This window comes from Microvirga lupini, assembly GCF_014191055.1.
Lineage (GTDB): Bacteria > Pseudomonadota > Alphaproteobacteria > Rhizobiales > Beijerinckiaceae > Microvirga > Microvirga lupini_A.
Genome location: NZ_JACHWB010000001.1, coordinates 655,796 through 676,970, shown reverse-complemented (window position 1 = coordinate 676,970; position 21,175 = coordinate 655,796). Strand labels below are relative to the sequence as shown.

23 protein-coding genes are annotated in these 21,175 nt (G+C 62.7%); 14 read left to right on the top strand and 9 right to left on the bottom strand.

Features of this window, described 5'->3' with window-relative positions:
* Positions 1-268: 268 nt before the first annotated feature.
* The 9 genes from rpmH to FHR70_RS03170 all read left to right on the top strand — a co-directional run bounded on the left by rpmH (position 269) and on the right by FHR70_RS03170 (position 8,560).
* Positions 269-403 (top strand): 50S ribosomal protein L34, encoded by a 135-nt coding sequence (gene rpmH, locus FHR70_RS03210; RefSeq protein ID WP_027314822.1) that lies wholly within the window; start codon positions 269-271, stop codon positions 401-403.
* A 20-nt stretch (positions 404-423) separates the two neighbouring features.
* Positions 424-855, top strand: coding sequence for a ribonuclease P protein component (rnpA, locus tag FHR70_RS03205; protein ID WP_183447044.1), 432 nt, complete (start codon positions 424-426; stop codon positions 853-855).
* Complete coding sequence (gene yidC, locus FHR70_RS03200; protein ID WP_183447042.1) at positions 848-2,707, top strand: membrane protein insertase YidC; 1,860 nt, start codon at positions 848-850, stop codon at positions 2,705-2,707. Before rnpA ends, yidC begins: the two co-directional genes overlap by 8 nt.
* Before the next feature lie 131 nt (positions 2,708-2,838).
* On the top strand, positions 2,839-4,377 hold the full coding sequence (locus tag FHR70_RS03195) for a CYTH and CHAD domain-containing protein (RefSeq protein ID WP_183447040.1): 1,539 nt from the start codon (positions 2,839-2,841) through the stop codon (positions 4,375-4,377).
* A 68-nt stretch (positions 4,378-4,445) separates the two neighbouring features.
* A complete protein-coding gene (gene yihA / locus FHR70_RS03190) occupies positions 4,446-5,111 on the top strand; it encodes a ribosome biogenesis GTP-binding protein YihA/YsxC (protein ID WP_183447038.1) in 666 nt (221 codons plus the stop codon).
* Positions 5,108-5,473, top strand: coding sequence for a DUF423 domain-containing protein (locus FHR70_RS03185; RefSeq protein WP_183447036.1), 366 nt, complete (start codon positions 5,108-5,110; stop codon positions 5,471-5,473). Before yihA ends, FHR70_RS03185 begins: the two co-directional genes overlap by 4 nt.
* 148 nt (positions 5,474-5,621) lie before the next feature.
* Entirely contained in the window at positions 5,622-6,680 is a 1,059-nt protein-coding gene (locus FHR70_RS03180) for a calcium-binding protein (protein WP_210277451.1), read from the top strand.
* Positions 6,681-6,838: 158 nt separating this feature from the next.
* Entirely contained in the window at positions 6,839-7,744 is a 906-nt protein-coding gene (gene argB, locus FHR70_RS03175; RefSeq protein ID WP_183447032.1) for an acetylglutamate kinase, read from the top strand.
* A gap of 84 nt (positions 7,745-7,828) precedes the next feature.
* Positions 7,829-8,560, top strand: coding sequence for a pyrimidine 5'-nucleotidase (locus tag FHR70_RS03170; RefSeq protein WP_183447031.1), 732 nt, complete (start codon positions 7,829-7,831; stop codon positions 8,558-8,560).
* A gap of 175 nt (positions 8,561-8,735) precedes the next feature.
* On the opposite strand, the gene FHR70_RS03165 is transcribed toward FHR70_RS03170, so the two are convergent.
* Both FHR70_RS03165 and FHR70_RS03160 read right to left on the bottom strand, forming a co-directional pair.
* Positions 8,736-9,239: a YciE/YciF ferroxidase family protein gene (locus FHR70_RS03165; protein WP_183447029.1), complete on the bottom strand. Its 504-nt coding sequence runs from the start codon at positions 9,237-9,239 to the stop codon at positions 8,736-8,738.
* 104 nt (positions 9,240-9,343) lie between these two features.
* On the bottom strand, positions 9,344-10,531 hold the full coding sequence (locus FHR70_RS03160; protein WP_183447027.1) for a DNA recombination protein RmuC: 1,188 nt from the start codon (positions 10,529-10,531) through the stop codon (positions 9,344-9,346).
* 87 nt (positions 10,532-10,618) lie between these two features.
* Here FHR70_RS03160 and def point away from each other — a divergent pair, with 87 nt between their 5' ends.
* From def to truA, 4 genes are read left to right on the top strand one after another with little or no spacing between them, the layout of a single operon-like run.
* On the top strand, positions 10,619-11,137 hold the full coding sequence (gene def, locus FHR70_RS03155; RefSeq protein WP_183447025.1) for a peptide deformylase: 519 nt from the start codon (positions 10,619-10,621) through the stop codon (positions 11,135-11,137).
* On the top strand, positions 11,134-12,066 hold the full coding sequence (fmt, locus tag FHR70_RS03150) for a methionyl-tRNA formyltransferase (RefSeq protein WP_183447023.1): 933 nt from the start codon (positions 11,134-11,136) through the stop codon (positions 12,064-12,066). Before def ends, fmt begins: the two co-directional genes overlap by 4 nt.
* An 8-nt stretch (positions 12,067-12,074) precedes the next feature.
* Positions 12,075-12,569, top strand: a complete 495-nt coding sequence (locus FHR70_RS03145) for a GNAT family N-acetyltransferase (protein WP_183447021.1) — start codon at positions 12,075-12,077, stop codon at positions 12,567-12,569.
* Between the two features lie 2 nt (positions 12,570-12,571).
* On the top strand, positions 12,572-13,321 hold the full coding sequence (gene truA / locus FHR70_RS03140) for a tRNA pseudouridine(38-40) synthase TruA (RefSeq protein WP_183447019.1): 750 nt from the start codon (positions 12,572-12,574) through the stop codon (positions 13,319-13,321).
* Here truA and FHR70_RS03135 read toward each other — a convergent pair.
* The 4 genes from FHR70_RS03135 to dapD all read right to left on the bottom strand — a co-directional run bounded on the left by FHR70_RS03135 (position 13,313) and on the right by dapD (position 16,645).
* On the bottom strand, positions 13,313-13,903 hold the full coding sequence (locus FHR70_RS03135) for a hypothetical protein (protein WP_183447017.1): 591 nt from the start codon (positions 13,901-13,903) through the stop codon (positions 13,313-13,315). The two genes, truA and FHR70_RS03135, sit on opposite strands and share 9 nt — an antisense overlap.
* 103 nt (positions 13,904-14,006) lie before the next feature.
* Positions 14,007-15,176 (bottom strand): succinyl-diaminopimelate desuccinylase, encoded by a 1,170-nt coding sequence (gene dapE, locus FHR70_RS03130; RefSeq protein WP_183447015.1) that lies wholly within the window; start codon positions 15,174-15,176, stop codon positions 14,007-14,009.
* Positions 15,177-15,238: 62 nt separating this feature from the next.
* Positions 15,239-15,745 (bottom strand): DUF805 domain-containing protein, encoded by a 507-nt coding sequence (locus tag FHR70_RS03125; protein WP_183447013.1) that lies wholly within the window; start codon positions 15,743-15,745, stop codon positions 15,239-15,241.
* 54 nt (positions 15,746-15,799) lie between these two features.
* Positions 15,800-16,645: a 2,3,4,5-tetrahydropyridine-2,6-dicarboxylate N-succinyltransferase gene (gene dapD / locus FHR70_RS03120; protein WP_183447011.1), complete on the bottom strand. Its 846-nt coding sequence runs from the start codon at positions 16,643-16,645 to the stop codon at positions 15,800-15,802.
* A gap of 152 nt (positions 16,646-16,797) precedes the next feature.
* Here dapD and FHR70_RS03115 point away from each other — a divergent pair, with 152 nt between their 5' ends.
* Positions 16,798-18,384, top strand: coding sequence for a sensor histidine kinase (locus FHR70_RS03115; protein WP_183447009.1), 1,587 nt, complete (start codon positions 16,798-16,800; stop codon positions 18,382-18,384).
* Here the strand turns inward: FHR70_RS03115 and recR are convergent, their stop codons facing one another.
* The 3 genes from recR to FHR70_RS03100 are packed head-to-tail and all read right to left on the bottom strand — an operon-like array spanning position 18,385 to position 21,157.
* Positions 18,385-18,990, bottom strand: coding sequence for a recombination mediator RecR (gene recR / locus FHR70_RS03110; protein ID WP_183447007.1), 606 nt, complete (start codon positions 18,988-18,990; stop codon positions 18,385-18,387). It lies immediately after the preceding gene.
* A gap of 7 nt (positions 18,991-18,997) precedes the next feature.
* Complete coding sequence (locus tag FHR70_RS03105) at positions 18,998-19,318, bottom strand: YbaB/EbfC family nucleoid-associated protein (RefSeq protein ID WP_183447005.1); 321 nt, start codon at positions 19,316-19,318, stop codon at positions 18,998-19,000.
* Positions 19,319-19,333: 15 nt separating this feature from the next.
* Positions 19,334-21,157: a DNA polymerase III subunit gamma/tau gene (locus FHR70_RS03100; protein WP_183447003.1), complete on the bottom strand. Its 1,824-nt coding sequence runs from the start codon at positions 21,155-21,157 to the stop codon at positions 19,334-19,336.
* Between the last annotated feature and the right edge of the window lie 18 nt (positions 21,158-21,175).

Below are 21,175 nucleotides of genomic sequence, written 5' to 3'. Positions count from 1 at the left end.
GTGTCCTCCTGGAACCGGTGTGATATGGAGCGACCTATAAGGTCAAGCCAAGGGGGCCGTCACAGCTTGGTGAGGACAGGCCGGATTGCCGCATGAAGGCCAAAGCGGCGTTGACTTTGCCCCTCCGTTCCTTCATAAGCCCGCAAGCTGACAGCGCTCTTCTTGGGGCGCTGATCGTTTTTTCGAGACAGTTTCGGGGGCAACCCCATCCCAACCAGACGGGCGCGAGCCTTCGAGCACCGCTGCCCCATTCGACCGGAGAAGTGCCGTGAAGAGGACCTATCAACCGAGCAAGCTGGTTCGCAAGCGCCGCCACGGCTTCCGTGCGCGCATGGCGACCAAGGGTGGCCGCAAGGTCATCGCCGCTCGCCGCGCCCATGGCCGCAAGCGCCTTTCGGCGTAAGCGCCGTCAAGGATCGCCCGATGCGCGAAGCCCGCGCAACGTCTAGCCTCGGGCGTCTGACGAAAAGACCTGACTTCGTCGCGGCGGCCTCCGGCCGCCGCTTTCATACCGAGCGGATGACGGTTCAGGCCCGCCTTCGCGAAGGTTCCGGCCTCGGCCTGCGCTTCGGCCTCACGGTCACGAAGCGGGTCGGCCACGCCACCGAGCGCAACCGCATCAAGCGCAGGCTCCGGGCCGCCATCCCCACGGCAGGCCAGGATTACGCCGCCCTCGATGCGGATGTCGTCGTCATCGGACGGCGGGACATCCTCTCCGCCGAATTCGACGTGCTCATCGACGATCTTCGGCGCGCGCTGCGGGCGGTCACCAAGCCGAAAAGCGCCTCTCCCGCAGAGCGCTCTTCCTCCTCACCTCCCTCCAACGGCGAGCGTCGCGGACATTCCCATGCGTGATGACAACAAAAACCTCATCGTCGCCATCGTGCTGTCGATGGCGGTCCTGCTAGGCTGGCAATACTTCTTCGCGGCTCCAGAAGCCGAAAGGCAGCGTCTGGCCGCTCAGCAGCAGCAATCCACGCAGGTCAATCCCAATGCGCCGAACCCGCCGGCGAGCCCAAGCCAGGCCGGCGGCGCTGCCCCGACTGTGCCGGGAACGGTGCCCAGCACCCCGACGGCCCCCACGGTCGAGACCCGCGAGGCGGCGCTCGCCCGCTCGCCGCGCGTGACCATTGACACCCCCGCCATCGCCGGCTCGATCAACCTGCGCGGCGGCCGCATCGACGACGTGTCGCTCAAGAACTACCGCGAGACCGTCGATCCCAGGAGCCCGATCATCGTGCTCCTGTCGCCCACCGGGACCCAGAGCCCGTATTACGCAGAGTTCGGCTGGGTTGGCGCCCAGGCTGGCAACCTGCCGAACCAGAACACCGTGTGGACGGCCGACAAGGCCTCTCTGACGCCCGGCAGCCCGGTCACCCTGACCTGGCAGAACGAGCAGGGCTTAGCCTTCCGCCGCACGATCTCCGTCGACGACAAGTTCATGTTCACGGTGAAGGACGCGGTCGAGAACCGCGGCTCGGCTCCCGTGACACTGCAACCCTACAGCCTCGTTTCCCGCCACGGAAAGCCAGTGACCCTCGGCTATTACGTGCTGCACGAGGGCATGATCGGCGTCGTGGGCGACGAAGGCCTGCAGGAGATCACCTACGCGAACCTGGACAAGAAAGAGCCGGTTTCAGGCTCGAATGCCGTCGGCGAACTCTGGAATTCCGTCACCGGCGGCTTCCTCGGCATTACCGACAAGTACTGGGCCGCTGCCGTCATTCCCGACCAGACGCAGCCCTTCCAGGGCTCCTTCACCTCGCAGCAGGGCCAGACGGCGGACCGCACCTATCAGGCCACCGTGGCCGGTGCATCCCAGACGCTCCAGCCCGGTGCCACGACGGAAGTGACCCAGCGCTTCTTTGCCGGCGCCAAGGAAGTCGCGACCGTCGACAACTATCACAACACCCTGAACATCAAGAATTTCGATCTCCTGATCGACTGGGGCTGGTTCTACTTCATCACCAAGCCGCTCTTTAAGGTGCTCGATTTCTTCTTCCACCTCTTCGGCAACTTCGGCATCGCGATCCTGCTTGTCACGGTGCTCTTGAAGATCCTGTTCTTCCCGCTCGCCAACAAGTCCTACGCCTCCATGGCGAAGATGAAGGCGGTGCAGCCGGAGATGACGTCAATCCGCGAGCGCTATGCCGACGACAAGATGAAGCAGCAGCAGGCGCTGATGGAGCTCTACCGCAAGGAGAAGATCAACCCAGTCGCCGGCTGCTGGCCGGTGCTGATCCAGATCCCGGTGTTCTTCGCGCTCTACAAGGTGCTCTTCGTCACAATCGAAATGCGCCATGCGCCGTTCTTCGGCTGGATCCGCGATCTCGCGGCGCCCGATCCGACCACGATCTTCAACCTGTTCGGCCTCCTGCCCTACAACCCGGGCGCGGTGCCGGTGATCGGGCACTTCCTGATGCTTGGCGTATGGCCGATCCTCATGGGCATCACCATGTGGCTGCAGATGAAGATGAATCCGGAGCCGCCGGATCCGGTCCAGAAGCAGGTCTTCGCCTGGATGCCGGTGATCTTCACCTTCATGCTGGGCTCGTTCCCCGCCGGCCTCGTGATCTACTGGGCCTGGAACAACCTGCTCTCGGTTTCCCAACAGGGTTTCATCATGCGGCGCAACGGCGTGAAGATCGAGTTGTGGGACAACCTGCGCAAGACCTTCAGCCGCAAGGCCAGTCCCGCCAAGGGCTGAATGACGCAAGACTTGAAATGTGATCATCCCCGGGACTTGTCCCGGGGATTTTCTTTTGGTGGTGAGCGTCCCGTCATTTCTTCCAAGCCTCGCGCATCTATATCAATCGTCGATACAATCCGGTGACGGCAATGAGCGCCTCCAGGAAAACACCGAAGCCAGATCCAGCATCCGCTGCACCCCGCGAGATCGAGCTGAAGCTGGAGCTCGCCTCGGGAGCGGCAGAGGACCTGCTCGCGCATCCCCTCCTCGACAAGGCGCGTCCGCTTCCCGAACAGAGCGGAGAGCTTCACGCAGTCTATTTCGACACGAATGACCATGCCCTGCATCGGGAGGGCATCAGCCTGCGCATCCGCCGCCGGAACGGGAAGGCCACCCAGACCATCAAGGCAGAAGGTCCCAACAAGGGCATTGCCATGGATCGCGGTGAGTGGGAGACTCCCGTCGACGACGAACTCGACCTGTCCGCCGCGGCTGGCACCCCTCTTGAGATCCTCGTTGCGGAGGAGGCCCTGCTGGGCGGCATCCAGCCGGCTTTCACCGTCGAAACGAGCCGAAAGGCCTTCGAGATCGAGCTCGACGGTGCCTTGATTGAGGTGGCTCTCGACCGGGCCAAAGCTTCTGGCGGAAACAAGGCCGTCACCTTTTCGGAAGTTGAGCTCGAACTGCGGCAGGGTGATGCCGGTGCCCTCTTCGCCCTTGCCCGGCGCTTGAGCGAAGCGGCTCCCTTAAGGCTCTCCACGGTGGCGAAGTCCGAGCGCGGCTACCGCCTCCTCGACAAGGAAGCCCTTCGCCCCTTCCGCGCCGAGAAGGTTGCGCTGTCGAAGGATGCGACCTGCGCCGAGGCTTTCCAGGTCATTGCCCGCTCCTGCCTCGCCCAGATGGTGCAGAATGAAGCCCTAGTGCGGCTCACCCAGGATCCCGACGCCCTGCACCAGATGCGCGTGGGCCTGCGACGCCTGAGGGCTGCCATCTCCCTGTTCAGGAACCAGCTGCTGACGGATTCTGAAAGCGCCGCGATCCGGGACAATCTCCGCTGGGCCGGGCAGGCCCTGGGTACGGCCAGGGACCTCGACGTTTTCATCGAGCGGCTCCGCTCCATGGGCGATCACGCCCCGGAGCCGTCGCAGATGGAGGAGATCGAGCGCCGCCGGACGGAAGCCTACAGGGACCTGCTGGAGACCCTCGAATCCTGCCACTTCATGGATGTGATCCTGCAGACCGCTGCCTGGATCGAGGCCGGAGCCTGGATGGTATCCGGTGAGGGACGAAAATCTGCCCAGCGGCGCTCGGCCAGGGACTTCGCAGCGGCCGAGCTTTCGCGCCGCTTCAAGCGTATCCGCAAGCTTGCAAAGCACCTGAGGGACGTTGGTGATGAGGAGCGCCACGAACTCCGCATCCGTATCAAGAAACTGCGCTACGGCACCGAGTTCTTCACCTCGCTTTTCACCTCAGGCAAGGCGGGAAAGCGCCGCAAGACGTTTTCCTCGTTGCTCGAGGATCTTCAAGAAAACCTAGGTGCCCTGAACGATCTTGCGGTTGGCGGCTCCCTTGCCCTCTATCTCCCTCAAGTTCCACCCAAGCAGCTGAAGCGGCAACGGGAGAAGCTTCTCGACAAGAGCGAGATCTCTTTGAGCGCGCTCTCGCAGGCTGACCCCTTCTGGCTTTGAGCTTAGAAGTCTTCAGGGAAATCAGCTGGATCTCTTGAAGAAAGCGTTCTGAGCGCCGATAAGAGCCTATGACCGAGACAAGCCCCCCGAACCAGGACGTTGATCCTTTCCTTGAAATCGGCCGCAAGCTCTTCGCCGGCGAGGCGGATTTCATCTGGGCCGCCAACTCCCTTAAAAACCTGCCGCCCATGAGCAAGGTGGAGATCGCCTTTGCAGGGCGCTCCAATGTGGGGAAATCGAGCCTGGTGAACGCCCTTACCGGGCGTAATACGCTGGCCCGCACCTCGCATACGCCGGGCCGCACCCAACAGCTCAATTTCTTCAATATCAATGACCGCTTTCACCTCGTCGACATGCCCGGCTACGGCTTTGCCGCCGTCGAGAAGCAGAAGGTCGAAGCCTGGACGCAGCTGATCCATGATTATCTGCGGGGACGCGCGAGCCTTGCCCGCGTCTATGTGTTGATCGATGCCCGCCACGGCATCAAGCCGGTGGACGAGGCGGTGCTGGAGACCCTCGGCACGGCGGCCGTCTCCTACCAAGTCGTGTTGACCAAGGCGGACGAACTGAAGAAGGGCGAGCTCGACCAGCGGATTGCCGACACCCTGCAGAGGATCGAGAAACGCGCCGCCGCATATCCCGAAATCCTGCCGACTTCGAGCCGCACCGGCTTCGGAATCCCTGAGCTGCGCGCCGGGATCGCCAAGCTCCTGAGCGAGCGGGGCGCGGGATGAGCCTAGGGGTCAGGATCCTTGTCGTTCTGGCCTCCCTGTCCGGCCTGCTAGGCGTCGGTCTGTCCGCTGCCGCCGCGCACATCACCGGCGGCAACCTCGCAACGGCCGCGCAGTTCCTGCTCTTCCACGCCCCTGCCCTGCTGGCCCTCGTAGCCCTGATCGCTGCTGGCGCCGTGAGCCCGATGCTCGGCCAGATCGCCGGCTACGTGCTGGTGCTCGGCCTAGCCCTGTTCTGCGGCGACCTCTCCCGCCGCGCCTTCTCAGGCGTGGCACTGTTTTCGAGGGCCGCACCGACGGGTGGCATATTGCTGATGCTCGGGTGGCTGTTGGTGGGAATCTCGAGTTTCGTTAACCGTTCTTAGCTTCCCAGCGAATACACTCAGCAAACCGTGACACAATGACATGCCCACACATTCTGCATTCATCGTTGCGGATTTAATTGCAATGTTATATCGGTAAATTCCTATTTAGCGGGGCATTAAAATGTTTTTCCTTCGCCAATCCTACGACATGAAGTCAACAGAAGTTGAATACGTCATTCCTGAATATACCAATGTCAGGTATTTCAGCTCTCTAGAAGAACTTCTGTTAGCTGAGAGAGATGCGGAAGCAGTCTTCCATACTGCAAGCGTGCTCGGAAACAGCCTCTCAAACCGTATCATCGGCAATTCGCTGGATAACAACTTGTTCGGCGGCAGTGGCCAGGACACTCTTGAAGGAAGAGAAGGTGACGATTTCTTATCTGGAGACCTAGGAGCAGATCTCCTCATAGGTGGAAATGGCAACGATTATTACATCGTAGATGATCTTGGCGATGTGATTATCGAAGATGGCAGTGGCACCGCCGATTGGGTTGCTTCAGCATTCAGCTATGTACTGCCAGACACAATAGAAAAGCTGAATCTCAGCGCCGGGCGTCCTCTTGCTGAAACCTACTTGAATATCAACGGCACTGGAAATGCCTCAGATAACTACATTGCAGGAAATGCTGGCAATAATCATCTGAGAGGTCTTGGTGGCGATGACATGTTGATGGATGTCGGGGGCACCGATACTCTTGAAGGTGGAATGGGTGACGACACTTACCATATCGAGAGCGCTAATAGCATCATCGTGGAAGACACTAGCGGAGGGTACGATACGGCCTTCCTCATGTACAATGTGCCCAATCTTAGCTCGTTTGACTTCACCAAGGTCAAGAACATCGAAGTGCTTCACTTCGTAAACTATGCGGACGGGCAGTATATTGCCGCAGAAACGCCTGAGTTCTTCCTCCTCGACGATAAGTTGAATCCGAAAAATGCGGCTGACCTAGACGCCTTTGAGGTGAAAGACACGATTGGCCTTTCCAAGTCCATCTTCTCGAAGATTGCTAAGAAAGGCGAACTCAAGAAGGGAGCGTTCTGGACTGGTTCGAAGGCGCACGACAAGGATGATCGGATCATCTACGATAAGAAGGCTGGCGATCTGTATTACGATGCAGACGGCTCCGGCTCCCGCAAGGCAGTCAAGTTCGCTGATGTCGACAAGAAGCTCAAGATGACAGCCAGCGACTTCCTCGTCTTCTAAGAAGAACGGGCCGCTCCTGCAAAAGGAGCGGCCCCTCCTTATCAGAGCGCCTCAGGACGGGAGTTCCTTGCAACGAGGCAAGCTACCCGGTTTTCATCGCACTCGACCTGGGCTAGAACGCAGGCCGTTTGATCCCGATCACCGCGCCGGAGCCGCTCATGTCCGATCCGTCCACGCCCCTTCCCGACGTCCATGTGCAGGCCGAGGTGCTTGTGCAGGCCCTGCCGCACATGCAGCGCTATGACCAGCAGGTGGTGGTGATCAAGTATGGCGGCCATGCCATGGGCGACCGGGGGGCGGCTGAGGATTTTGCCGAGGATGTGGTTCTTCTCGAGCAGTCGGGCATCAAGCCTGTGGTTGTCCACGGCGGCGGGCCGCAGATCGGGAAAATGCTTGAGAAGCTCGGCATCAAGTCCGAGTTCAAGGGCGGGCTTCGCGTCACGGATCAGGCCACCGTCGAGGTGGTCGAGATGGTGCTCGCGGGCTCCATCAACAAGCAGATCGTCGGCTGGATCGGCGCCGAGGGCGGTAAGGCTGTCGGCCTGTCGGGCAAGGACGGCAACATGGTCATGGCCCGCAAGGTCACCCGCACGGCCATCGACCCCGATTCCAACATCGAGAAGGTGGTGGATCTCGGCTTCGTCGGTGAGCCCGAGCATGTGAACCGGGAGGTCCTAGACCAGGTGCTCCAGGCTGAGCTGATCCCAGTTCTCGCCCCCGTAGCGACGGGCCAGGACGGCCAGACCTACAACGTCAATGCCGACACCTTCGCCGGTGCCATCGCCGGTGCATTGACGGCCAAGCGTCTCCTCCTGCTCACGGACGTTCCGGGCGTTCTCGACAAGAACAAGAACCTCATCCCCGAGATGACCATCGAGGATTGCCGCCGCCTGATCGCCGACGGCACGATTACGGACGGCATGATCCCGAAGATCGAGACCTGCATCTATGCCCTGGAAAAGGGCGTGGAGGCGGTGGTCATCCTCGACGGCAAGGTGCCCCATGCGGTGCTGCTGGAGCTGTTCACCGACCACGGCGCCGGCACGCTAATCCGTCGAGGGTAAGGGCTTCGCTCTTCACGAAGCGCCCGAGAAGGCTTATATTTTGATCAGTGGGGCCGCACGGCCCCATTGTCGTCTTTGGAATCCATGAACGCCAAACCAGCCATCGAGAGCCACCTGTCCTCCGCCGATTCCCGTCCCTTCTCGCATGTGGACACGTGGGTCTTCGACCTGGACAACACCCTCTATCCGCACACCTCGCGGATCTGGCCTCAAGTCGATGAGCGGATCACGCTCTACGTTGCCGACTTCTTCGGCCTCGACGGGCTGTCGGCCAAGGCACTGCAGAAGTATTTCTACCATAAGCATGGCACGACCCTGCGGGCGCTGATCGAGGATTATGACGTCGACCCGACCGACTTTCTCGATTTTGCCCACGACATCGACCATACGGACATTGAGCTGAACTACAGCCTGGGCGAGGCCATCGAACGTCTGCCCGGCCGCAAGCTCATCCTCACCAACGGGTCGCGCAAGCATGCCGAGAACGTGGCCAGGAAGATCGGCATTCTCGACCATTTCGAGGATGTGTTCGACATCGCCGCTTCCAACTTCGTGCCCAAGCCCGACCGGCGTGCTTATGAGATCTTCCTCGATCGGCACGGGGTGGAGCCTTCCCGCTCGGCCATGTTCGAGGATATCGCCAAGAACCTGACCGTGCCGCATGAGCTTGGAATGACCACGACCCTGATCGTGCCGAAGACCCTGGATCCCTTCCGGGAGAGCTTCGAGCAGGAAGCGGTTCAGACGCCGGATATCGACTACATCACCAACGATCTGGCGGATTTCCTGCGCGCCTATGCGCTGCCGGCGAAGTAGACCTCCCCATCATAGTCTTGTGGTTCCCGGCCCAAGCGCAGCGGAGGGAAATCCACTCACACGCTCCCAACCATGGATCCCCTTCCCGGCCTATGGCCGCCGGGGATGACAAGCTCAGCGGAAACAAAAATGGCCCCCTGTCGGGGGCCATTCTCGGCTCCGTAAAGCGAAGAGCTTACGCAGCCTTGGTGTTGATCTTGCTCTCGGCGATCCGGTTGAGCTTCTGATCAGTCGCCTTCTCCTGATCCAGGATCTGGTGCAGGACGCCGGCGCAGTCTTCGCGACCAAGCTGCTTGGCCCAGGCCACGAGCGTGCCATAGCGGGTGATTTCATAGTGCTCGACAGCCTGAGCGGCGGCGAGCAGCGCGGCGTCGAGAACCTGCGGATCGGCAATGTCGCCGGCAATATCCTGCGCTTCGTCGATGATGCCGTCGATGGCCGGGCAGGTCACGCCCTTGGGGTCATGGCCATGCATGCGGAACACCTGCTCGACCATCTGGATCTGCTGCTGGGTTTCGCCGAGATGGGTCTGGAAGGCCTGCTTCAGCTGCGGGTCGCTGGCCTTTTCGATCATCTGAGGCAGCGCCTTCGTGATCTGCTGCTCGGCGTAGTAGATATCCTGCAGAGTATGGATGAAGAGATCATCCAACGACTTGATGTCCTTCGACAAAAGGCCCATAGCGCAATCCTTCCCGGGTTCAGAGATATGCCAACATGCGAGCGCCATCATCTGCCTGGCGCCTGGTTCAGCGTGGGAAGAACGTCGCGGGCGGAAGGCGGTTCCTAATCCACGGCCCGAAGATTGCGGCCTTGGAGACGCAGGAGCTCGGCCCGGGCCTCCGCTTCGCCTTCGTCGAATTCGAGAGCTTCGATCCGCTCACCGCGTTTCACGATCTTGTCGGCCGACACCCTGATCTGGGACACGTCGTCCTGCGCCTGCCGGAAATGAGCATCGAGCTTCGCCACACGGGAATCGAGCCGCTCCACGTCTTCCAGGAGCTTCTGCACCTCGACCTGGATCACCCGCGCCTCCTCCCGGATCCGGGCATCGCGAACGAGCGCCTGCATCACCTGGATGGCCAGCGTCAGCAGCGAGGGCGAGACGATGACGATGCGCGCGCGATGGGCCTTCTGCACCACCTCGTCGAAATGCTCGGCGAGATCCGCATACAGCGACTCCGCCGGCACGAACAGCATGGCGATGTCCTGGGTCTCCCCAGGGATCAGGTACTTTTCCGCAATGTCCTTCACATGGATGAGCATGTCGTTGCGGACTCTTGCAGCCGCCTTGCTGCGCGCCTCGTCACCCTTAGCCTCGCGGAACAGCGTGAACCCCTCCAGGGGGAACTTGGCATCGATCACGAGACCCCGCTCGTCGCCCGGCAAGCGCACGAGGCAGTCCGGGCGGGTGCGGTTGGAGAGCGTCGCCTGGAACTCGAAAGCGTTGGGCGGAAGCCCGTCGCGGATGATCGCCTCCATTCGCCCCTGACCATAGGCACCGCGGGTCTGCTTGTTCGACAGGATGTCCTTGAGCCCCACGATCTCGCCGGTAAGATTCGTCAGGTTCTGCTGCGCAGCATCGATGACGGCGAGGCGTTCGTTCAGCTTGGACAGGTTTTCGGATTGGTGGCGCGTGGACGATTCCAGCCCCTGGCCGACCCGGTGCTGCAGCCCGTCGATCCGCTCCGAGATCATGCGCACGAAGTCGCTCTGGCGGGAGCCGAAGACCTCCGCCATGGTCCGCATCCGGCCGGTCATCTCGGATTGGATCCGGGTGAGCTCCGCCACCTTGTCGTCCATCTCCCGCGCCCGCTCGTCGGCAATCAGCGCTTCAATGGCCCGGTCCCGGCGGGTCCGCAGGAGCAGCACGGTCACGAGGAGCAGGAGGACTAGGCTCAACCCCGCCATCCCCATGACGATCTGCCCCCAGGTCAGGTGGGTTTGGCCTAAGATCAGGACGATGTCATTCATCAAGGTCAAGGTTCCAGTTGACGGATGCATCCGAACATAAGACGAACGATTTGACCATCCTGACCCAAGCGCTTATCTCCCGCGATCATGACCATCAGACCCCTCGTCATCATTCCCGATTCCAAGCTCCGGCTGATTTCCGAGCCCGTTAAGGAAATCACGAGCGAGATCCGCCAGTTGGCGGACGACATGCTGGAAACCATGTACGACGCCCCCGGCGTCGGGTTGGCCGCCATCCAGATCGGCATACCGGTCCGCATGGTGACCATGGACGTGTCGAAGTCGGAGGACGAGCGCCAGCCGATGGTGCTCATCAACCCCGAGATTCTCTGGACCTCGGAGGAGAAGCGGATCTACGAGGAGGGGTGCCTCTCGATCCCGGAATATTACGAGGAGGTCGAGCGGCCGGACCGGGTGCGCTTCCGCTACATGGACCTGCAGGGCGAGACCGTCGAGCAGGATGCCGACGGTCTTCTGGCCACCTGCGTTCAGCACGAGATCGACCACCTCAACGGGGTCCTGTTCATCGATTACCTGTCGAAGCTCAAGCGCGACCGGGTCATGACCAAGTTCAAGAAGGCAGCCCGGCGCGAGGCCGGCGCATGAGCCTGCGCGTCGTCTTCATGGGCACCCCCGATTTCGCCGTGCCCACGCTGTCCGAGATCGTCGGCCAGGGCCACGATGTGGTGGCCGTCTATACCCGTCCGCCGGCCGCTGCAGGGCGCGGCATGGAATTGAAGCCCTCGCCCGTTCACAAGATGGCCGATCGGTTCGGACTGCCCGTGCTGACTCCGAAGACCCTGCGCACGGAAGAAGCGGCGGAGATCTTCCGCAGCCATGACGCCGATGTGGCCGTCGTGGTGGCCTATGGCATGCTGCTCCCGAAGGCGATTCTCGAGGCGCCGGAACTCGGCTGCCTCAACCTTCACGCCTCTTTGCTCCCCCGCTGGCGCGGTGCGGCGCCGATCCAGCGGGCCGTCATGGCCGGTGACCGGGAGACCGGCGTTGCCGTCATGAAGATGGAGGAAGGGCTCGACACCGGTCCTGTCGCCATGGTCGAGCGGGTCGCGATCGAGCCCGACATGAGTGCGGGCGATCTGCACGACAGGCTCATGGTGCTCGGCGCCGACCTCATGGTGCGGGCGCTGGCCGCCCTCTCGCGCGGTGGCCTGAACTTCACCCCTCAGCCGGAAGAGGGCGTGACCTACGCCCACAAGCTCAAGAACGAAGATGCCCTGATCGACTGGTCGAAGCCGTCACAGGCGGTGCACGATCACATCCGCGGGCTATCGCCCTTCCCGGGAGCCTATTTCACGGCCGATTTCGGCAAGGGTACGGAGCGGGTGAAGGTGCTGCGGGCCGCCTTGGGGAAAGGCTCAGGTTCCCCTGGGACAATGCTGGACAATAATGGTATAATATCCTGCGGTGACGGGGCTGTCCGTCTCATCCAGGTTCAAAGAGCCGGCAAGGGCCCCGTAGCTTTCGAGGAATTCCTGCGCGGCGTTAGGCTTGATCCGGGCGCCCGTTTTGGGTGAGGACGCCTATGACGATCCGTCTGGAGGAATCCACCGACTGGCAGGCGATCTACACGATCTATGTCGCGGCCTTCGGACAATCGGCGGAAGCCGATCTTGTGCGGAACATGCACAACGATGGTGATCTGCTCCTCTCCCTGACCGCCTACAATGACGATCCGGCTGGGCATATTGCCTATTCTCATCTGGTGCTGCACCAAACCCCTGGCATAAGAGCATGCGTACTGGCGCCGCTTGCGATTGCTCCCGCCTTTCAGAAGCAGGGTATCGGAGCGGCTCTTGTCCGGCACAGCCTGAAGCGTCTCACCGAAAGCGGGTACGACTTGGTCGTTGTTCTGGGAGAACCGCACTATTACGGTCGGTTCGGGTTCGATCCGAAGCTGGCGGAAAAGCTGAAAACACCCTATGACGGGCCCTATCTCCAGGCCCTTGCGCTTTCCGATCGCGGTAAAGGCGCCAACGGCCCTGTATCCTATGCCAGGGCTTTTGCAGAACTGAACTAGACATGCCTCGCTATAAGCTTGTCGTCGAATATGACGGCACGCCATTCACCGGGTGGCAGCATCAGACGAACGGCCTCTCCGTGCAGCAGGCCGTGGAGGATGCCATTGCGCGCTTCACCGGCACGCCCGTGCGCATTCACTGTGCCGGCCGCACCGATTCAGGCGTTCACGCCACCCACCAGGTCGTGCATGTGGACCTGGAGAAGGAGTGGCGGCCGGATACGGTGCGGGACGCCACCAATTCCCACCTGAGGCCCGCGCCTATCGCGATCCTGTCGGCGCGGATCGTTCCCGAGACGTTCAATGCCCGCCTCTCCGCCGTGAAGCGCCATTATGTTTATCGCATCCTCAATCGGCGCGCGCCCCCCACCCTTGAGGCAAACCGGGTCTGGCACGTGGCGTGGGCACTCGATTCGGATGTCATGCACGAGGCCGCGCAGACCCTCATCGGGCGGCACGACTTCACCACCTTCCGGGCTGCCGAATGCCAGGCCAACAGCCCGATCCGCACCCTCGACCGCCTCGACGTGGAGCGGATCGGCGACGAGATCCGCATTCATGCCTCCGCCCGCTCGTTCCTGCACCATCAGGTGCGCTCGATGACGGGAACCCTGGAGCGGGCCGGTGCCGGGCGCTGGTCGGTGGAGGATGTGCGCGCGGCCCTGGACGCGAAGGACCGCAAGCGCTGCGGCCCCATGGCACCGCCGACCGGTCTCTACCTGATCGGTGTCGATTACCCAGAATTAGCCTAGGAGTCCTCGCATCGCGCTCGCCACGAAGGAATTGAGCACGATGCCGAGCACAACGATGCCCAATGCCGACAGGCTCGAGAGGCCCAGAGTCGACTTGGTGGCGAACCATTGCAGCCGGACGATGATGATCGCAAATGCCAGGCTGAAGAGGCTGGCGAGACCGGGAGGCGCCCAGCCGATGAGCATGAGCATGGCCGGCACCGAGAGGACCAGCATCCCGATGACCGAGATCCAGTTCGTGACGATCACGAAGGGCACGTAGGCCCTCTCGAGCCGGAGCCAGCGGGCGATCCAGATCATGGCGATCGGCAGGGCCAGGAAGCCCGCCACATGGCCGAAGGCCACGACGAGATCGACCCAGAAATTATCGAGCAGCGACCGGTCGGGCTGGAGCAGGCCGAGGCGCAGGCGCTCGAAGGCCAGGGAAACCACGTAAGCCGGAAGGGTCAGCCAGAGCGCTGTGAAAGAACGCCAGAAGCCCCGTTCGCTCATGTCGAAGGCTTTCAGCCCCTCCACCCTGCTGTTGAGCAGGTCGAGGGTTCCCTTGAACGAGCGATTGACCTCATCCGCCGTGACGATCATGAGCAGCCTCATCCTTGAAGACGGTTGCTCACGAGAATGGACGGACGTCCTAAAACGTTCCGCTCATATTTCGACTTTAGTCTAAATAGTCACGCTTGCATCGTCAGGATGCCGCGGCGAAGTAGGCGTCGAGCACCTTGCGGTAAATCCCTGTCAGGCGGTCCAGATCGGCCACCGGCACCCGCTCGTCGATCTGGTGCATGGTCTGTCCGACGAGGCCGAACTCCACCACCGGGCAATCCTTCACAATGAAGCGAGCATCCGACGTGCCGCCCGTGGTGGAGAGCTTCGGCTGAAAACCGGTCTCGGCCTTGATGGCATCGGCGATGAAGCCCACGAACGCGTTCGGCGGCGTCAGGAACGCGACCGCATTCGTCGGGTCCATCGTGAGGCGGTAGCGCACCGTGTTGCCCGCAGCTTCGCGCAGGCGGCTTTCGATCTCCTCCTCCAGGCTTTGCGGCGTCCAGAGGTCGTTGAAGCGGATGTTGAAGGTTGCCCGCACCTCGGCCGGAATGACGTTGGAGGCCAGGTTGCCCACATCGACCGTGGTGACCTCCAGGTTCGAGGCATCGAAATGCTCCGTGCCGTGATCGAGCGGCTCGCTCAGGAGCCCTGAGAGCAGGCGCATCATGCCTGGGATGGGATTGTCGGCGAGATGCGGATAGGCCACGTGCCCCTGCTTGCCCTCGACCACGATCCGGCCCGTGAGCGACCCACGCCGGCCGATCTTGATCATGTCGCCGAGCTGGTTCGGGTTGGTGGGCTCGCCCAATATGCAATGGTCGAAGCGCTCGCCGCGGCCCTTCGCCCATTCGAGGAGCTTGACCGTGCCGTTGACGGCCGGCCCCTCCTCGTCTCCCGTGATGAGGAACCCGATTGACCCCTTGAACCCGGGAGTGTTGCGGATGAAATCGAGCGCCGCCGCCATCATGCAGGCGACGCCGCCCTTCATGTCGACCGCGCCGCGCCCGTAGAGCTCGCCGCCGTGGATCTCGCCGCTGAACGGATCATGCGTCCAGCGGCTCGCATCGCCCGGCGGAACGACATCGGTGTGGCCGGCAAAGAGCAGATAAGGCTCGCCCGAGCCGTAGCGGGCATAGAGGTTCTCCACGTCCGGCGTGCCGGGCTCGGAGAAGACCGGCCGGTGCACCTCGAACCCCGCCTGCTTCAGGACGCCTTCGATGAAGGCAAGAGCGCCGCCCTCTTCAGGCGTCACGGAGGGGCAGCGAAGAAGCGACTGGGCGAGGGAAAGGGGAGAGGTTTCGTGCGGCATATCTCCATGACGCACGTCCGTTGATAAAATCAATCCCCATTCGTGGGACGAGGATATCGCCTTCAAAACTTGGTCTGATCGATTCCGAGTGTATCAGGCATCTCTCCCTGATCCTCGTCACGAGGATCAGGGCCGTAGCGGTTCGGGCCATTTGTTCCTGCGACCCCTCCGATGAGGAAGAAAGTGATACCTAGTAGAGCGAGCGCAGGATTCATGGCGAGAAGTCCGTCGCTAGGTCTTTTAAGAAGGAGCAACATCGTTCCCATAATCCACTTTCCACTCAAGCCAATGACTGCAAAGGCAGGAACGACCCACCACCCGCTCAAGCCACGATCATGAAGGCGTCTTACGTGAAAGCTAATAATAGAGACGGCTGCGGGCACAGCGCCAATATGCACAGCAGTGGATATGATCGCACCCGCATCGAATCCCCCAGTCAGCACATAAATGATCACGCTGGTTATTAGCGGGACAAGAGCGAGAAAGGTTAAGCAAATAGCGATGCCACACCAATATGCGGTGCGGCCAACCCTGCCGTAAAAACTGAAGAATAACTCCAGAAAACTCATGCCTCACCTAACATGCGATACAACGTATCGCATGTTAGGTTTATAACCTGTCGATTAATCCCGCAACAGCTCGTTGATCCCCGTCTTCGCCCGCGTCTGGGCATCGACGCGCTTCACGATGACCGCGCAGTAGAGGGACGGGCCGGGGGTGCCGTCCGGGAGGGGCTTTCCTGGAAGCGAGCCGGGCACGACGACCGAGTACGGCGGGACGCGGCCGATGAAGATCTCGCCGGTGTTGCGGTCGATGATCTTGGTGGAGGCCGAGAGGAACACCCCCATGGAGAGCACCGAGCCTTCGCCGACCACCACGCCCTCCACCACCTCGGAGCGGGCGCCGATGAAGCAGTTGTCCTCGATGATGGTAGGATTGGCCTGGAGCGGCTCCAGCACGCCGCCGATGCCGACGCCGCCGGAGAGATGCACGTTCTTGCCGATCTGGGCGCAGGACCCCACCGTCGCCCAGGTGTCGACCATGGTGTTCTCGTCCACATAGGCGCCGAGATTGACGAAGGAGGGCATCAGAACGACGCCCGGCGCGATATAGGCGCCGCGGCGCACGGTGCAGTTCGGCACGGCGCGGAAGCCTGCGGCGCGGAAGCGGTTCTCACCCCAGCCGGCGAACTTCGAGGGAACCTTGTCCCACCAGGTCGCCTCGCCCGGTCCGCCGCCGATCACCTCCATGTCGTTGAGGCGGAAGGAGAGCAGGACGGCCTTTTTCAGCCACTGATGCACCTGCCACTCGCCGCTGGCAGCCTTCTCGGCCACGCGGGCTTTGCCTGAATCGAGCAGGCTCATGGCCTCCTCCACGGCCTCGCGCACGGCCCCTGTCGTGGCAGCGTTGACATTGGCCCGGTCTTCCCAGGCGGCATCGATCGTGTGGGCGAGGTCAGTGGTGGACATGAGCAGCTCGGAGCAAGGGTTTCGTTGCCGTCTGATTAGCAACGGGGCTTTGACCTGTCACCTAATCTATGTTGTGGACCGGCATAGCGGCCTAGCATAGGGTCCTGTCTGCACCCGTTCCGCCCACAGCTTCGGAGCTGAGTTCCCGCCGCATGATTCCCGTCCGCGATATGCGCAGCGTTCTGTACGCGACGGCGATTCTGTTCGCCGTCGCGGTGATCGGGATCAGGGGGACGTTCCTGTGGCTCGAATACCGCAGCGCTTTGCATCGCGCTGAAGCCGCAACGCAGGATCTCGCCCTCCTGATGGAGGAGTATGCCAAGCGGACGCTCGAGACGAGCGACCTCCTCCTCAACGATATCATCGCCTATGTGCGCCTGAGGGGCGGTGTCGGCGCCTTGAGCGAAACGACCGACGCCAGCCAGTACCTTGCCGGCTTGACGCAGAGATCCTCCGCCAGCGACCTGTTCCTGATCATCGACAAGGACGGGAGCACCGTCGGGATTTCGACGCTGCAGCCGAATGCGGCGGTGAATTTTGCCGACCGGTCGTGGTTCAAGGCGCATCGCGCCGGAGCTGAAACCTTCGTGGGTGGGGCGGTTTTCGGGCGTATCGCCCAGGAGGTCATCTATACCTATTCCCGCCGCATTCCCGACCTGAACGGCGATTTCGACGGCGTGGCGCAGATTGCGCTCCGCCCCGCCTTCCTGCAGGAGGTTTCGCGTTCCGACAGCAACACGGGCAACGTGATCCTCGGCATGTGGGGGCGCGATGGGCGCGTGATTGCACGCACCGGCCTCACGCCGAACCAGACGGATTCGGGCGTCAGCCACACGGCGCTCTTCAACGAGATGGAAGGGCAGCGCAGCGGAACGTACCGCGCCAACGACATGGGCGATGGGATCGATCGGATCATTTCCTTCCGCCGCCTGGACCGCTGGCCCGTCACGGTCACGGCGAGCGTGCCGGTGGCAACGGCCCTCGCCGCCTGGACGACCGGGTTCTACTGGAGTGCGGGCATCACTGGGCTGGTGTTGATCGCGCTCTGCTGGCTCACCTGGATCGGAGTGAGACTCAGCCACCAGACGGAAACCACCCAGAGCGAGTTGCGGCAGGCCAACGAAAACTTAGGCACTGCTCTTTCCGACAAGGTCATGCTGCTGCAGGAAATCCACCACCGGGTGAAGAACAACCTGCAGGTCACATCGAGCCTGCTGCAGATGCAGGCCCGCCGCTTCCCGGATCCGGGGGTCAAGGCGGCCTTTCAGGAGACGCAGGATCGGCTGCGCTCCATCGGGCTGATCCATGACATCCTCTACCGCAAGGATACGGGCGGCACGATCAACCTACAGGACTATCTAGGTCGTCTCATTCCCGAGCTGTCCGCCACCTACGGGGCGGTCGCCCGTGGGATCTCCGTCGATCTGGATGCCGAACCGCTCATGATCGACCTCGATCGCGGCGCACCCCTGGCGCTCGCCGTCACGGAGGCGATTTCCAACGCGTTCAAGCACGCCTTCGGACCGGGTGAAGGCGGGCGCATTCTCGTCTCGGCGCGCCGCATCGACGGCCGGATCGAAATCATCGTGCGCGATACCGGCAGGGGCCTGTCAGTCGCACCGGAGAGCGACTCGTCGCTGGGCATGAAGCTCATCCGGTCCTTCGCCCAGCAGCTCGGCGGCCGGTTCAGCCTCACGGCCGATGACGGCACGGTGTTCCCGCTCGATATTCCTGCGTGATCAGAACGACGTGCGCTGTCGGATTGCTGCCGACAGGGTTCCTTCATCGAGATAATCGAGTTCGCCGCCGACAGGCACGCCGTGGGCGAGCTTCGTCACCTTCACGGGCAGATGCGCGAGCAGCTCGGTGATGTAATGGGCCGTGGTCTGTCCGTCGACCGTCGCGTTGAGCGCTAGGATCACCTCCGAGACGCCCGGCTCCGACGCGCGGGCGACGAGACGCTCCAGGTTCAGGTGTTCGGGACGCACGCCGTCGAGCGGCGAGAGCACGCCGCCGAGCACGTGGTACTTGGCGCTGACCGCGCCCGAACGCTCCAGCGCCCAGAGATCGGACACGTCCTCCACCACCACGAGGATCGAGGGATCGCGCTTGGCGTCCCGGCAGATCGTGCAGGGATCCGACGTATCGACATTGCCGCAGGACGAGCACACCACGATGCGCTCGTTGGCGATGCGCATGGCATCGCTCAACGGGTTGAGCAGGGTCTCACGCTTCTTGATGAGATGGAGCGCAGCGCGCCGTGCCGAGCGCGGCCCTAAACCCGGCAGCCGGGCAAGGAGCTGGATCAGGCGCTCGATCTCGGGACCGGCAACATGCTGGGCCATTGATGTCTCAGAACAGCTTCAGGCCGGGCGGCAGCGGCAGGCCCTTGGTGATGCTTTCCATCCGCTCCTGGGCGGCGCGCTCCGCTTTGCCGCGGGCATCGTTCATGGCGGCCACGATGAGATCCTCGACGATCTCCTTCTCGTCCGGGTTCAGGAGCGAGGGATCGATGTTGATCGACTTGAGGTTGCCCTTGCCGGTCACCTTCACGGTCACGACGCCGCCGCCGGCCGTGCCGTCGACTTCGAGGGTGTCGAGCTCGGCCTGGGCGTCCTGCAGCTTTTGCTGCATCGCCTGCGCCTGCTTCATCAGTCCCATGATGTCCTTCATGACCGCATCCTCACTTCAAAACAGATCGTCGTCTTCTTCAGCCTCGTGCGCGGCCGCCGCATCCTCCTCGCCGAGGATCTCGGTTTCCGCGTCTTCGCCGGTCTTCTCGGAACGCTCGATGACGTTCACGATCTGCGCGCCGGGAAACTTGGAGAGCACCGCCTGAACGAGCGGATGGTTGGCCGCCCCTTCCTTGCGCTCGCGCTCGGCGGCGACTGCCTTTTCGTGCAGCGTCGGAGCGCCTTCCTCGGAGGAGAGCGCTACCATCCAGCGCTCACCTGTCCATTGCTGGAGGGCGCGGGTGAGGTCGTTGGCGATGGTGCGGCTGCCGGTCTCGGTGAGGCTGAGCTCGATGCGTCCCTCCTCGAAGCGCACGAGGCGCACGTCGCGCTCCAGCGCTGCCTTCAGGACGATCTCGCGCTTCTCGCCGGCGAGCGCCACCACGTCCTCGAAGCGGCGCAGGCGCATGGTCGGTTCGGCCTGCGGGACTTGAGGGCGCGGCTGGGGGTTCGGCTGCGAGGTGGCGAGCGCCATGGTGCCGGAAGTCGCGGGACCGGAGGGCCGCGAGGGCGCGGGAGCCGGGCCGCCCGCAGGCAGCGGAGCCCCATCCTTCAGGGCGCGCAGCGCCTCGTCGGGTGTCGGCAGGTCGGCCGCATAGGCGAGGCGCACGAGCACCATCTCGGCGGCCGCGATCGGACGGTTCGAGGCCTGAACCTCAGGAATGCCCTTGAGCAGGATCTGCCAGGCGCGGGACAGGGTCCGGACCGAGAGTTTCCCGGCATAGTCCATGCCGCGGGTGCGCTCGATCTCGGAGAGAGCGGGATCCCTGGCGGCTTCCGCGATCAGCTTGAGGCGGGTGACGACATGCGAGAAGGCCGCGAGATCGGACAGGATCACGGCCGGGTCCGCACCGGCATCGTATTGCGAGCGCAAACCGGCGAAGGCCGCCGACACGTCGCCGCGCATGACGGCCTCGAACAAGTCGATGACCTGGCTGCGGTCGGCAAGGCCCAGCATGTCGCGCACGGTGTCGGGCGTGACCACACCGGCCCCATGGGCAATGGCCTGGTCCATCAGCGACAGGGAATCGCGCGCAGAGCCTTCGGCTGCACGGGCGATGGCCGCAAGCGCCTCGGCGTCGGCCTGTACGCCCTCGGCGTCGCAGATGCGGGTCAAGTGGGCCACGAGCTTGTCCGCCTCGATGCGGCGCAGGTCGAAGCGCTGGCAGCGGGACAGGATGGTGACCGGAACCTTGCGAATCTCGGTGGTGGCGAAGATGAACTTCGCGTGCGGCGGCGGCTCCTCCAGGGTCTTCAGGAAGGCGTTGAACGCCTTCTCCGAGAGCATGTGGACCTCGTCGATGATGTAGACCTTGTAGCGGGCCGAGACCGGCGAATAGCGGATGCCGTCGATGATCTGGCGCACATCGTCGATGCCGGTATGTGAGGCCGCGTCCATCTCCAGCACGTCCACGTGCCGCGATTCCATGATCGCTTCGCAATGCACGCCGAGTTCCGGCATATGGATGGTGGGAGCGCCGGAGCCATCGGGCTTCTGATAGTTCAGGCCGCGGGCCAGGATACGGGCCGTGGTGGTCTTGCCGACGCCGCGGACGCCGGTGAGCATCCAGGCCTGCGGGATGCGGCCCGTCTCGAACGCGTTCGAGAGGGTGCGGACCATCGCCTCCTGGCCGATCAGGTCATCGAAGGTGCGCGGGCGGTATTTGCGGGCGAGAACGCGGTAGGGCGAGGACGGCGCAGCCGCAGGTGCCGGCGCGGCGGGGAAGCCCGGCAGGGCCGGCTCGTCATTCAGGGGCGTGCCGGCTGTGGTATCGTCCATCGACTGCAAGGCTTTGGA